The following is a 13,500-nucleotide window of genomic DNA, read 5'->3' as shown; positions in this document are numbered from 1 at the left end:
TCATGGCCGAGACGTTGTCGCGCCGCCGCTTCATCCGTATCAGCGCCGCGGCGGCAGGCCTCTCCCTGGTTCCTTTCGGACGCGGAGCAAAGGCGGACACCAACCTTCACACCTGGCGCGGCACGATGCTCGGCGCCGTCGCCACCATGAAGATCCATCACGAACATCCGCAGGAAGCCGAACGCCTGATCACGGCGGCCTGCGCGGAAGCGCGACGGCTCGAGCGGCTGTTCAGCCTCTATCGAGAAGACTCCGCCCTGGTCGAACTGAACCGGACGGGTGTGCTGGTCGATCCTGCTGCCGAACTCGTGGACCTCCTGGAAATCTCCGTGCGCTACGCCGAGCTGACGAACGGGGCGTTCGATCCGACCGTGCAGCCGCTGTGGCGTCTCTATGCCGATCATTTCTCGCGCGCCCACGCCGATCCCAACGGTCCGGCCCCGGCCGACGTGCAGGCGGCCCTCGCAAATGTGGGCTACCACCGGCTTCACATCAGCCGCGACCGCATTGCGATGCCGCGCGGTGCTGCGATCACCCTGAACGGCATCGCGCAAGGCTATGTCACGGACAGGATCGTCGACCTCCTGCGCGCGCAGGGTATCGCGTGCAGTCTCGTCGACATGGGCGAAAGCCGCGCAATCGGACCGCGTCCGGACGGGCAGCCCTGGGAAATCGGGATTGCGGACCCCGATTCGGTCGGCCTCACCGCAACAGTCATTCCGATCGTCGACCGGGCGGTATCGACATCGGGCAGCTACGGCTTCTGTTTCGATGCCGAGGGTCGCTTCAACCACCTGTTCGACCCGTCGAGTGGTGGCTGCGCCGAACGCTACTGTAGCGTGACCACTGTCGCCGCCGATGCGACCGCCGCCGATGCAATGTCCACCGCCTTCAGCTTCATGATGGAGCCGCGCATTCAGTCCCTGCTTGTGCCTGCGAAGATCGAGCGGGTACACCTCATCGATACGCGCGGACATGCGTCTGATCTGGCCGCGTAACGCACCGGATCCGGCCCTTTCGCCCAGCGGGCTAGCTGCCGGCTCGCTCAAACTGCCGACGTTCTCCGAGTACATCAAGGACCCCAGGGCTATGATAAGCTCGGCGTCCGTCACAAGACCTACTCCTGCATGGTGGTTGCGGCCGATGCGTCGCGTTTATCTCGTTCTCGGTTTTATCTTCGTCGCCACCGGCTTTGTCGGTGCATTTTTGCCGGTGCTCCCGACAACGCCGTTCCTCATTCTTGCGACGACCTGCTTCGCACGATCTTCACCACGGCTCGAAAATTGGCTTCTCTCCCATCCCCGCTTCGGGCCGGCGCTGCGTGCGTGGCATGAGCACGGCGCCATCCCCCTGAGAGCGAAGCTGCTGGCGCTTGCCGGCATGAGCCTCGGATTCCTGCTGTTCTGGATCGGAGCCGCGCCCGGCCCGCTCCTCATGGCAAGCGTCGGAGTGCTCATGCTTGTGGGTCTGGTCTACGTCTTCACCAGACCGTCGCACTGAACTTGAACGCTAAGACGCTTGCGTTGCTTTGCTATCCCAGGATCGCCCGTCGGCCATCGCCCAAGAGGCGGGCCGACGAGCCCCCTGAAGATCACTTCGTCTCGACTTCATTGAACGCATCACGCGCGTTGCGAAACGCGTCGATGCCGGCGGGCACGCCGCAGTAGACGGCGACCTGCAGCAATATTTCCTTGATCTCGTCCTTGGTCAGCCCATTCTTGAGGGCACCCTTGACGTGAAGCCTCAGTTCATGCGGCCGATTGAGCGCGCCGAGCATCGCCAGGTTCACGATCGAGCGGGTTCGACGATCCAGTCCAGGCCGCGTCCACAGCGCACCCCAGCAAAACTCGGTCGACCATTCCGCCATCGTCCGGGTGAATTCGTCGGAGCCCGCGATAGATTTGTTGACGTAGTCCTCGCCGAGCACTTCCTTGCGAACTTTGAGGCCCTTTTCGAACAACTCGCTCTTGCTCATGATCGTCCTTTCAGGTTTGGAGAGCGTTGCATCAATTCGGAGATGTCATCGAGCTCATCGATTTGCCAGACGGCCTCGATAACGCCGTCCGCGTCCCAATCGCTTCCGCCGGTCCGCACGCACGCGCGCAGCTTGGCCTCGATATCGCGATCGGTGAGCGGATCGACCAGACTGCCCCGTGGCGACGTGACGGTCTCAGTGAAGACTTCGCCGGTCACGAGGCGCACACTCACCCGGGCCGCGCCATCGGGCATCGTGTCGTCAAGCTCAGCCGTTACCTTCTGCCGCAATTGCGCGACGTCAGGTCGGAACACCGTCTTGTGCGCAAATTCCGCAATGCCGGCCGCGCCGATCAGTAAGCCGCATGCCGCGCAATGATGGATACTCACGCGCGCATCGCGCTCGTTGTGGACTGGCCGATCGCCGCGCGCCAGCAACAATGCGGAGCCCCGCACCGTCACAGAATCGATGTGATCGGTTCGCTTGCCGATTCGATCGCGAAGACGGAAGCAAGCGTCGACGACGGCATGGAACACGATGCCGGCCGGATAGGGCTTGTAGGTATTTCTTGCGATCTCCCAGGTGTTGCCGAGGCCGCCGAGCAGACGTTCGAGATCAGGTTCGTCGCCCATGGTGCAGGCCCAGCCCAGCGGCCCTTCGATGGCGCGGGGCGCGGCCTCATACCCCTGCTCCGCAAGCAGCGCGGCAAAAAGCCCGTTCCGCGCCGCATTGCCGACGCTCACATTCTTGGCCGCAGTCGGCAGGTTCTCGACATTGCCGGCCGATTGGCTCGCAGCGATCCCGACCGCGCTTGCAATACCATCTACTGGAAGTCCCAGCAGCTTTGCGCAAGCCGCGGCCGCACCGAATATCCCGCAGGTCGAGGTGATATGCCAGCCACGCGCATAGTGCCGCGGCGAGACCGCGTTGCCGATGCGGCACTCGACCTCGACGCCGAGAATGAGTGCCGTCAACACATCGCGTCCCGGCAACCGGCGCGCTTGTCCAAGTGCCAGCACCGGAGCCGCGACCGGCGCAGCCGGATGAATGATGGTTTCGGGATGGGTGTCGTCGAAGTCGAGCAGGTTGGCGGAGATGGCATTGATGAATGACGCGCACAGGGCATCGAGCCGCTCTGAACGGCCGATGATCGTCGACGTCTGAGAACCGCTGAACGGCGACAACGTTCGCAACGCCGTCGTTACCGCCGGATCGTGGGCAGAGCCCAGTGCGGTTGCGAAGAAATTGAGAATTGACCGCTTGGCATGATGCCCCTGCTCCGCAACATCCGCCCATGATGCTGCGGCGATGAATTCGCCGAGCGTCCGGCTGACGCTTGAAACCCTTTCTTGTGGCACCTGAGCGCATTCCTCGTTTTTCCGAAACCTTAAGCCGACCTGCGGCCGACTGTCGACCACAAAATGTTCTGCTTGACAGATTGACTGACAATCCGAACAGTTAGGCCGCGGGAGCAGGAACCGCTGCCTCGACGACGACAAGCGACGATAACAACAAGCGCGTTCGTCCTGGAAACGCGCGGCACGGGAGTGAACGATGGCGGGAGAGACGCTCGGCGTCATTGGCACGGGCCGCATGGGCGGCCCCATGGCAGGGCGATTGATGGACGCAGGCTATTCGCTGGTCGTCTACGACACACAGAGCGAAGCGACGGCGCCACTGGTCAAGCGCGGTGCCCACCTGGCCAAATCGCCCGCCGATGTCGCCTCTCGCGCGGATATCGTGCTGGCCAGCCTACCCACTCCCGACATTGTGAAGGCGGTCGCGCTCGGTCCGGATGGGATCAGCAGCGGAAGCCGCGCGCGAATCGTCATCGATCTGTCGACCACCGGCCCGGGCACGGCCAAGCTCGTGGCAGAGGGCCTGAAAGCAAAAGGCATGACGCTGGTCGACGCGCCCGTCAGTGGCGGCATCAAGGGTGCCGTCAACGGCACGCTGGCGGTGATGGTGTCGTGCCCGCAGACGACCTATGAGACCGTCCAGCCGATCCTGAAGAATTTCGGCAAGCTGTTCTACACCGGCGACAAGCCCGGCGTTGCGCAGACAGCCAAGCTCGCCAACAATCTGATGGCAGCGGCGGCTCTGGTCATCACATCCGAAGCGATGGCGATGGGCGTGAAGGGCGGCGTCAATGCCAAGGTCCTGATCGATATCATCAACGCCAGTAGCGGCCGCAACAGCGCGTCCGAAGACAAATTCCCTCGTTCGGTGCTGCCCGGCAGCTTCGATTTCGGCTTCACCACCGGCCTCTCCTACAAGGACGTCCGGCTGTGCGTCGACGAAGCTGAAGCCATGGGCGTGCCCATGGTGTGTGGTGCCGTGGTGCGGCAAATGCTTGCGATTACCAACGCCAAATATGGCGCCGCATCCGATTTCACCTCGATCGCCAAGGTGGTCGAGGAATGGGCCGGAGTGCAGATGCGCGGCTGATCACAACGCTTCAAGGAGCAGCGATCGCGATGACGATCGGCCCGACCGGATCCGGCAAGGCATCGCTCGCGCGGCAGATGGCGCGATCCGCGCTTGCCGTTGATCTCGGGGATTTCGGCCCCGATGTGATCGCGAAGGCAAAGCTCTGCCTGTTCGATTTCCTGTCCTGCGCCTTCGAAGCAAGCGCTCATCCCTGGAGCCGTCAGGCAGTTACGATCGCGCACGCCACCGGCGACGGCGCAACCATCATCGGTACCTCGCGCCTTGCCTCGGCGGCTGAAGCCGCTTTCGCCAACGCCGTGATGGGACACGGCCTGGTGCGCGAAGACATGCATGCCGCCAGCATATCGCATCATGGCGTCGTGATCTGGCCAACCCTGCTGGCGCTATCGGAGCAGGCGCCGCTGCGTGGCACAACCCTGCTCGCTGCCGCCATCATCGGTTACGAGACCGGCGCACGCATCGGTCGCGCTCTCCTTACGTCCGACCTCGCACGCCTCTACCGCCCGACGGGACTGGTTGCGCCGCTTGGTGCGGCGCTGGCCGGAAGCTATGCGCTCGGACTATCCGAAGACGCCGCGACCAGCGCCATGGCAATCGCCGCCAATACCTCGAGTGGTCTGAACCAGTGGCCGCACACCGGCGCTTCGGACATGTATTTTCATCCTGGCTTCGCTGCGAGCAACGCGATCAAGGCAATAGGCCTCGCCGCAGCCGGCGCATTTGGGTCGGAGACGATCCTCGAAGGCGAAGCCGGCCTGTTCGCCGCCTATCGGCGCGAGACAGCGCCCGTCAGCATCGAACTCTTCGCCGCCGGCGAGTGCGAGATCATGGCCGTCTACAACAAACCGGCACCGGCCTGCAATTTTGCCCAAACCGCAGCACAGGCTGCACTCCGAGCCTCGCACGAACTCGCCAGCATGGATGACGTTGACCGCATCGTCATCCGCGCTCCGGATGCTGCCGTTCGCTATCCCGGATGCGACTCGAAGGGGCCCTACCAAAACGCACTCCAGGCGAAGATGAGCATTCCGTTCAGCGTCGCAGCAACGCTTGCCCGCGGCGAGATCGAGGAAGAGAACTACGCGGCGCTGGACGATCCCGAAATCCTCCATCTCGTTGCAGCAACCAGCCTGCGGAGTGATCCCGGCTTCACCGCCTCCTTCCCCGGCAAGCAAGGCGCGGAAGTGACCGTGCTCCTGCGTGACGGAAGGACGATCAGACACGCTCTGGCCGACGTGGTTCCGGCTACGTCTACAGATATTCGCACTCGCTTTCGAACTGCGGCAACGCGCGTCATCGGCGAAGATCGCGCGCAACGCCTCGAACAATTCGTCGATGGCTGCGAGCAGCTTGGCGATGCCAGCGTGATTGCGGCGCAATGCCGGCTGGAATCGCCGGAGCGGATTTTGTGGTCGGCATCATAGGAAACGCCTGATATTGCGGAGGTGAAATGGCGGACCGGGAGACCAGCGTTGCAGCGACGACAAGGGACTGCCGGCAGACCTGCCCTGTCCCTGCCCCGCGGAGACCTTGCTGATGGAAGGATTTCTGCAAGCGCTCGCCGCAGGTCTGCTCATCGGTGCCGTTTACGGCCTGATGTGCGTCGGGCTTGGCCTGATCTTCGGCGTCATGCGGGTCATCAACTTCGCCCATGGCGATTTCATGATGCTTGGCATGTATGTCGCCTTTTACCTGTTCACCGCCGCTGGCGTCCAGGCCGTCTTCGGCAATGCTGTCGGGCCATTCATTGCGATCCTGCTGGCCGGTCCGGTGCTCGCGCTGTTCGGCTATTTTGTCCACCTTACCCTGATTTCGCATGTGTCGGGTACGCGCACCGCCTCGCTCGAGGGTGAAGGTCACTACGCCCAGCTCATCCTGACGCTCGGCATTGCGCTGATCCTCCAGAACGGCGGCCTTATCATCTTCGGATCGGTGCTGGCTTCGATCCGCACGCCATTGTCGAGTTCGGCCTGGGAACTCGGCCCATTCTTCGACATGAGCATCTTCATCAACAAAGCGCGCGGCATCGACGCGGTCGTCTCGCTGCTGATCATGACGCTGCTGTCGCTGTTGATCGCACGGTCGCGGATCGGCAAATCGCTTCGCGCCGCCGCCGACAATCCGACCGCTGCGACCTATATGGGCATTGACGTCGATCGTGCGCACCGTACCGCCTTCGCGCTCGGCTCCGGCATCACGGCGATAGCAGGCGGCCTGCTCGCCACCAATTACCCGTTCCATCCCTTCGTCGGGCTCGAATACGTCATCGTCATGTACGCCGGCGTCGTTCTCGGCGGCATGGGCAGCATCATCGGCGCCTTCTGGGGTGGCATGACGATCGGGCTGGTCCAGCAGATGTCGACGCTGATCCTGCCGACGCAGTTGCAGAACGCGGCGATCTTTGTCGTGTTCCTCCTCATCATCTTCTTCCGCCCGCAAGGCTTCTTCGGGCGCATGGTCGAGAGGACATGACCGTGCCCCAATTGCGCTCGCTGGTCCCTGCCCTCGTCTTCACGATCGCCTATGCGGCGATCTCGCTCAGCGTCACCAACTCGTACTATCAACTGGTTCTGACGCTGGTGCCGGTGTGGGCGGTGTTCGGGCTGTCCTGGAATCTGCTGAGCGGATACACCGGACTGATCTCGTTCGGGCACGCAGCCTTTTTCGGCATCGGCGCCTATACGACAGCGCTCGGACAAATCTACTTCGATCTGTCGCCGTGGCTTCTGATTCCGGTCGCCGCAATGCTCGGTGGCATTGCCGGGCTGCTGATAGGATTTCCGACTTTTCGCCTGCAAGGCCACTATTTCGCTCTGGCAATGCTGGCGTATCCGCTCGCCATTCTCTACGTGTTCGAGTGGCTCGGCTTCCAGGAGGTCACGCTCCCGATCAAGCGCGACGCCCCGATCGCCTATATGCAATTTGCCGATCCCCGGCTCTACACGTTACTGGCGCTGGCGATCATGCTCGCCACGATCCTGCTGACACGGGTCATCGAGCGTTCCCGCTTCGGCATGGCGCTGCTCGCAATCAAGCAGAACGAGGCCGCGGCCGAAGCCGCGGGCATCAATACGCTGGCCTGGAAACTGCGCGCGATCACGCTCAGCGGTGCGGTCGCCGCCGCCATCGGCGCGTTCTATGCGCAGGTGCTCCTGGTGGTCACCCCGCAGTCGGTGTTCGGGATGCTGGTGTCCGCGCAGGCGCTGACGGTTGCCATGTTCGGCGGCGTCGGCACCGTCTGGGGCCCTGTCATCGGGTCCGTGATCCTGATCCCGTTGGCTGAGACGCTGCACGCCGAAGCCGGCGCGCGTTTCCCCGGCATTCAGGGCGTGATCTTCGGTTTTGCCATCATCTGCGTCATCCTGGTCGCCCCGGAAGGATTGTTCTGGAAATTGCGGGATCTCCTGCGCAAGCGGCTTGCGCCGAAAGCGACCGCAACGCTGGACGAGTCGCATGCCCCGGCAACAACCGTGGCGGCGCCGCGGCCAGCCCGGCAGCGTGCCGCAACCGGCGAAGTTGTGCTCGAGGTGCGGAACCTATCCCGCTCGTTCGGCGGCTTGAAAGCCGTCCAGAACGTCAGCTTCAAACTGCACAAGAACGAAATCCTCGGCATCATCGGCCCGAACGGCGCCGGCAAGACGACGCTGTTCAATCTCCTGAACGGCTTCCTGCGACCGAACCAGGGCGAAGTGTTGATTGACGGCCGCAACATGTCCGGCGAGCGGCCGCACACGATCTGCGAGGCCGGCATCGGCCGCACCTTCCAGGTCATGCGTCCATTCCTGCGCATGTCGATCCTCGACAATGTCGTGGTCGGCGCCTATGTGCGCGCGCGAACGGACGAAGAGGCGCGAAAGCTCGCCGCCGACGCGATCGCGCGCGTCGGCCTCTCCGCGGTGGCAGACCGCATCGCCGGCGAGCTTTCGACCAAGGAACTGCGGCTGATGGAGCTCGCTCGCGCACTCGCGGGCCAGCCGCGCATCCTGTTGCTCGACGAGACGCTTCCAGGCTTGGGCCATGGCGAGGCGGACGAGGTCGTGGCTGTGATCCAGCAGCTTGCCCGCGACGGCATGACGATCGCCATCATCGAGCACACGATGCAGGCGATGGTTCGCCTGGTCGACAGCTTCCTCGTGCTCGACCACGGCGCCGTCATCACCGAGGGCGAGCCGGAGGTGGTCACGCGCGACAACCGGGTGATCGAGGCCTATCTCGGCAAGAAATGGATGGCCCATGCTCCGCATTGAGGGATTGAGCGCTGGCTATTCGGCAAAGCCCGTCCTGAACGGCGTGTCCATCAATGTCGATGCAGGTCAGTTCGTCGCCATCGTCGGACCCAACGGCGCCGGCAAGACCACCCTGTTCAAGACCATTTCCGGCATCCTGAAGCCGAGCGGCGGCGAAATCTCCTTTAACGGTGTCGACCTCCTCGCAGTCCCGCCTGCGCAGCGGGCCCACCTTGGGATCGCGCACGTCCCCGAGGGCCGGCAGGTTTTCCCTTCGCTGACGGTGATGGAGAACCTGGAAATGGGCGCGATGACCGAGAGCGGCCGGCGCGACTGGGCGTCGAACATCGAACGCATCTTCGCGTGGCTACCGGTGCTCGCGGAGCGCCGCGGCCAATTCGCGGGCACCCTGTCCGGCGGCCAGCAGCAGATGCTCGCGATCGGGCGCGGGCTCGCCTCCTCGCCAAAACTGCTGATGCTCGACGAGCCCTCGATGGGGCTTGCGCCATCGACCGCCGATTTCATCTTCGAGCGGCTGATCGAAATCCGCCAGCAGTCCGGCCTGACCATGCTGCTGGTCGAGCAGCGCGTGGCGGAGGCGCTGGAATCCGCCGATCACGGCTATGTCCTCGAAGCCGGACGCGTCGTGCTCGAGGGCAACAACGAAACCCTGCGCACCGACGATCGCGTGCGCAAAGCCTATCTCGGCATGTGACGAGCCAACGAACAATGGGGAGGGAGAAAACAAGATGAACAAGACGACCAAGGGATTGACCCGCCGTACCGTGCTGTCGGCTGCCGCCGCCATCGGCGTTACGCGCGTCGCGCGCGCGCAACAACCGGCTGAGGTCAAGGTCGGCCTGATCGTACCGCTGTCCGGCATCTATACCCGGCCCGGTCAGGTGATGAAGATGGGCGCCGAGATGGGCATCGAGCACATCAATGCGCAGGGCGGCGTCAAGGCGCTCGGCGGCGCAAAGCTGAAGCTGGTCGTGATCGACTGCGGCGACACCACCGAGAAGGCCAAGAACGCAGCGCAGCGCATGGTGGCGCAGGAGCCCGACCTCGTCGCCGCCACCGGCGCCTATCTCTCCTCCTTCACTCTGGCGGTCACTGAGGTCACCGAGCGCGCCGAATTACCGGTGCTGACGTTATCCTATTCGGATCTGCTGACCGACCGCGGCTTCAAATATATCTTCCAGACCGCCGCAACGGCGAGCCGTCAATCCGAACTCGGATTGCCTACGCTGATGAAACTTGCCGAAGCTGCGTCCGGCAAGCGGCCGAAAACCGTAGCGATGTTGATGGACAACACTGCGACCTCGGTCGCGACCGCCAAGGCCCTCAAGGAAAAGCTGCTCGCGCAGGAAGGACTGCAACTCGTCGTCGAGGAGGTCTGGACGCCTCCCTTGTCCGATGCCACTCCCCTGATCCAGAAGGTCCGTTCTGCGAAACCCGACCTCCTGCTGTTCATGCCCAACGCTGTCTCGGACGCGAAGCTCGGGCTCGAAAAGATCAGCGAATTCGGCCTCGGCCAGGGCAAGATTCCGACCGTCTCCTTCAGCATCACCATCGCAGAGCCGGACATGCTGCAAAGCGTCAGCCCCGACGTCGTGCAAGGGATCATGACGATTGTCGCTAATTGGGGGTCGAAGGGTCATGAGGATCTGATCGCGGAGCTCAAGGCCAAATACAAGGAGCCCTGGATGACGCAGAACGTCATCTCGACATATGGCGACATGTGGCTGATGAAGGAAGCACTGGAGAAGGCCGGCAAGGCTGATCGCCAGGCCGTCGCGCAGGCTTTCCGCACCATGGATGCCGGCCCGTCGAAATACTATCCGGGCGGCCAGCTCAAATTCGATGAGAAGGGCCGGCGAGTCGGCGCAGGCGTCGTCATCGTGCAGTGGCAATCGGGCGTGCCGGTCACTGTCTATCCGCCCGAACTCGCGCAGGCGCAGCCGTTCTGGCCGAAGAAATCCTGACGGCAGCCTCGTGGCCATTCGCGGAGGAGAATCGTCATGATAGCGAAGAACCGAACCACAATGACGCGGCGAACGCTGCTTGCGGGCGCCTCCGGCATGCTGATCGCATCCCGCGCCCGGGCGCAGCAGCCCTCCGAGGTGAAGGTAGGCCTTCTGGTGCCGATCTCCGGGCTCTATGCGCGGCCCGGGACAGTGATGCGAGAAGGCGCCGAAATGGCTGTCGATCACATCAATGCCCAAGGCGGCATCAAGGCGCTCGGCGGCGCCAAGCTGAAACTCGTGGTGCTGGATTCCGGCGATACCACGGAAAAGGCCAAGAATGCCGCCCAGCGCATGGTGGCGCAGGAGTCCGATTTGGTTGCCGCGAGCGGCGCCTATCTCTCCTCGTTCACGCTCGCGGTCACCGAAGTGACCGAGCGCGCCAACCTGCCCGTCCTCACGCTCTCCTACTCGGACCTGATCACTGATCGCGGCTTCAAATATGTGTTCCAGACCTCGGCAACCGCGGGCTCGCAGGCTCGTCAGGCGCTGCCGCAGATCATCAGGCTGGCGGAGACGGCTTCCGGCAAGCGGCCGAAGACGGTTGCGATCCTCACTGACAATACTGCGGCTTCCATCGCGTCGGCGAAATCGATGCGCGAAGGCCTCTTGGCGGAAAACCAGTTGCAGCTCATCGTCGACGAGACGTTCACGCCGCCGCTCGCGGATGCGACGTCGCTGGTGCAGAAGATACGCTCGGCAAAACCCGATCTTCTCTTCTTCCTGCCGACCGTGATTTCGGACGCGAAACTGCTGCTGGAAAAGATGAACGAGTTTGGCCTCGGCCAGGGCAAGGTGCCGACCATCTCGTTCGGCATTGCCATAGCCGAACCGGACATGCTGCAGACCGTCAGTCCCGAGCTCCTTCAGGGTGTCCTGACCTGCGTCGCAAGCTGGGGAGCCAAGGGACACGAGGCGCTGATCGCTGAGCTGAAGAGCCGCTACAAGGAACCGTGGATGACGCAGAACGCGATCTCCACCTATGGCGACATGTGGGTCATCAAGGATGCGCTGGAGAAAGCCGGCAAGGCCGATCGCGTCGCCGTCGCTGAAGCCCTGCGCAGCATGGATGCCGGTGCCTCGAAATACTATCCACTGGGCGAGATCAAGTTCGACGAGAAGGGCCGCCGCGTCGGCGCTGGCATGACCATCGTGCAGTGGCAGTCCGGTGTGCCAGTGACGGTGTTCCCGCCGGAGCTCGCGCTGGCGCAGCCGTTCTGGCCGAAGAGCTAATAAGGAATCGCGACACGATGAAGGACAAATGGGCACTCGTGACCGGAGCGACCGCCGGCCTGGGATTGGCGCTGGCGGAAAGCCTTGCCGGTGCGGGAGCCAATATCGTCCTGCATGATCTCGTCGCACCAAACGAATCCGCGGATCGGTTGCGCGCGCGATTCGGCGTCGACGTCATCGCTTTCGGAGCCGACCTGTCACAGCGCACCGCCATCGAGGCCATGCTCGCTGACCTGCTTCGCCGCTGCGGCGCGATCGATATCCTCGTCAACAATGCAGTGGTCCGGCACTTCTCTGATGTCGAGCACTTTCCGCCAGATCAATGGGAGCGCGCGCTCGCGGTCAACGTGTCCGCGCCCTTCCATTTGATCCGCCTCGCGCTGCCCACCATGAAGCAACGCGGCTGGGGCCGCATCATCAACATGGCCTCCATCTATTCGACCCGTGCTGTCGAAGACCGCATCGACTACGTCACCACAAAGACGGCAATCCTCGGCATCACCCGCGCCGTCGCGCTCGAGACCGTGCGCAGCGGAATCACCTGCAACGCGGTCTCCCCGGGGACGCTGCCGACCCCCGCCATCCAGAACAAGATCGCCTCCATTGCGGCGAATGTTGGCGAGACGGTAGACCGCGCGACAGAAAAATATCTCTCGGAGCGCCAGCCCTCCGGCCGGTTCATCGGGATGGAAGCCGTTGGCGCCCTGGTGGTGTTCCTCTGCAGCGCCGCTGCGCAGGACATCACCGGGACCAACCTGCCGATCGATGGAGGTTGGTCGATCGCATGAACAAAGCCGATTTCGAGAGAGCGACAAATGCTGATTCTGCCGGTAAATCGCTGGTGAACCCGCGATAGAACGAAGGCATCTCGCAAATGGACCGACGCGCCGAACTGCAGTCCACGCTTCGCATCGAAGACGTCCCGACCGTCAGGAAGATGGTCGCGCAAAAGCTGCGCGAGGCGATCATGTCCGGCACGCTCAAACCCGGCCAGCGGCTGGTCGAGCGCGAACTCTGCGAGATGATGGGCGTCAGCCGCCCCTCGATCCGGGAGGCGCTGCGGGCTCTAGAGGCAGACGGGCTGGTCAACACGGTCCCCCACCGCGGCCCGGTGGTCAGCAGGATCAGCCTCGAGGAGGCGCGGCAGCTCTATGCCGCCCGTGCGGTGCTGGAGGGATTTGCAGGCCGCGAATGCGCCCGACTGCACGATCCCGAAGTGGTGCGTCGGATCGGCGATGCCTTGACCCGCCTGAAGACCGCGGCCGCGAAACAGGACCTCACAGGGTGTCTCGAGGCCAAGACCGACTTCTACGGCGCGTTGATCGGCGGCTGCCGCAACGCTTTTATCGAACGCATGCTCAGGCCGTTGCATGACCGGATCACGCTGCTGCGGATCACCTCGATGTCGCAGCCGAAACGAATCAACAAAAGCTTGCGCGAGGTCACGGCGATCTGGCGCGCGATCCAGAGCGGCGACGAGGACCTCGCCGAACGCTGCTGCGTCGATCACGTCAAGGCGGCGGCCGTCGCCGCGCTCGACATGATCGAGCAGACATCGGCCAAGGACATGACGCTTCCCGACCCATAGGCG

Annotated in this window: 13 protein-coding genes; 11 read left to right on the top strand and 2 right to left on the bottom strand. The window is 63.4% G+C overall.

Annotation, left to right across the window (positions count from 1 at the left end):
• Positions 1-2: 2 nt before the first annotated feature.
• Together K288_RS0101065 and K288_RS0101060 are read left to right on the top strand one after the other, a co-directional pair.
• Entirely contained in the window at positions 3-998 is a 996-nt protein-coding gene (locus K288_RS0101065; protein WP_027577914.1) for an FAD:protein FMN transferase, read from the top strand.
• 145 nt (positions 999-1,143) lie between these two features.
• Positions 1,144-1,500 (top strand): YbaN family protein, encoded by a 357-nt coding sequence (locus tag K288_RS0101060; RefSeq protein ID WP_027577913.1) that lies wholly within the window; start codon positions 1,144-1,146, stop codon positions 1,498-1,500.
• A gap of 91 nt (positions 1,501-1,591) precedes the next feature.
• Here K288_RS0101060 and K288_RS0101055 read toward each other — a convergent pair whose 3' ends face one another.
• A complete protein-coding gene (locus tag K288_RS0101055; RefSeq protein ID WP_027577912.1) occupies positions 1,592-1,975 on the bottom strand; it encodes a carboxymuconolactone decarboxylase family protein in 384 nt (127 codons plus the stop codon).
• Positions 1,972-3,333 (bottom strand): MmgE/PrpD family protein, encoded by a 1,362-nt coding sequence (locus K288_RS0101050; RefSeq protein WP_027577911.1) that lies wholly within the window; start codon positions 3,331-3,333, stop codon positions 1,972-1,974. Before K288_RS0101050 ends, K288_RS0101055 begins: the two co-directional genes overlap by 4 nt.
• Before the next feature lie 196 nt (positions 3,334-3,529).
• Between K288_RS0101050 and K288_RS0101045 the strand changes: the two genes are divergently transcribed.
• The 9 genes from K288_RS0101045 to K288_RS0101005 all read left to right on the top strand — a co-directional run bounded on the left by K288_RS0101045 (position 3,530) and on the right by K288_RS0101005 (position 13,497).
• A complete protein-coding gene (locus tag K288_RS0101045) occupies positions 3,530-4,423 on the top strand; it encodes an NAD(P)-dependent oxidoreductase (RefSeq protein ID WP_027577910.1) in 894 nt (297 codons plus the stop codon).
• Positions 4,396-5,850 carry an MmgE/PrpD family protein gene (locus tag K288_RS0101040; protein ID WP_244443004.1) on the top strand — a complete coding sequence of 485 codons (1,455 nt, stop codon included), beginning with the start codon at positions 4,396-4,398 and terminating at the stop codon, positions 5,848-5,850. Before K288_RS0101045 ends, K288_RS0101040 begins: the two co-directional genes overlap by 28 nt.
• A gap of 112 nt (positions 5,851-5,962) precedes the next feature.
• On the top strand, positions 5,963-6,898 hold the full coding sequence (locus tag K288_RS0101035; RefSeq protein WP_027577908.1) for a branched-chain amino acid ABC transporter permease: 936 nt from the start codon (positions 5,963-5,965) through the stop codon (positions 6,896-6,898).
• Positions 6,895-8,673 carry a branched-chain amino acid ABC transporter ATP-binding protein/permease gene (locus K288_RS0101030; RefSeq protein ID WP_043159053.1) on the top strand — a complete coding sequence of 593 codons (1,779 nt, stop codon included), beginning with the start codon at positions 6,895-6,897 and terminating at the stop codon, positions 8,671-8,673. Before K288_RS0101035 ends, K288_RS0101030 begins: the two co-directional genes overlap by 4 nt.
• Entirely contained in the window at positions 8,660-9,367 is a 708-nt protein-coding gene (locus tag K288_RS0101025; RefSeq protein ID WP_027577906.1) for an ABC transporter ATP-binding protein, read from the top strand. The genes K288_RS0101030 and K288_RS0101025 overlap by 14 nt, the downstream gene beginning before the upstream one ends.
• Positions 9,368-9,401: 34 nt before the next feature.
• Positions 9,402-10,637, top strand: coding sequence for an ABC transporter substrate-binding protein (locus K288_RS0101020; RefSeq protein WP_027577905.1), 1,236 nt, complete (start codon positions 9,402-9,404; stop codon positions 10,635-10,637).
• Positions 10,638-10,673: 36 nt separating this feature from the next.
• Complete coding sequence (locus K288_RS0101015) at positions 10,674-11,909, top strand: ABC transporter substrate-binding protein (RefSeq protein ID WP_027577904.1); 1,236 nt, start codon at positions 10,674-10,676, stop codon at positions 11,907-11,909.
• Between the two features lie 17 nt (positions 11,910-11,926).
• Positions 11,927-12,697 (top strand): SDR family oxidoreductase, encoded by a 771-nt coding sequence (locus tag K288_RS0101010; protein WP_027577903.1) that lies wholly within the window; start codon positions 11,927-11,929, stop codon positions 12,695-12,697.
• A gap of 86 nt (positions 12,698-12,783) precedes the next feature.
• Entirely contained in the window at positions 12,784-13,497 is a 714-nt protein-coding gene (locus K288_RS0101005; protein WP_027577902.1) for a GntR family transcriptional regulator, read from the top strand.
• The last annotated feature ends 3 nt before the right edge of the window (positions 13,498-13,500 follow it).

The organism is Bradyrhizobium sp. Ai1a-2, from assembly GCF_000426245.1.
Classification (GTDB): domain Bacteria; phylum Pseudomonadota; class Alphaproteobacteria; order Rhizobiales; family Xanthobacteraceae; genus Bradyrhizobium.
Note: the sequence above shows the minus strand (reverse complement) of the source record. Positions and strands in the feature narration are given on the sequence as shown.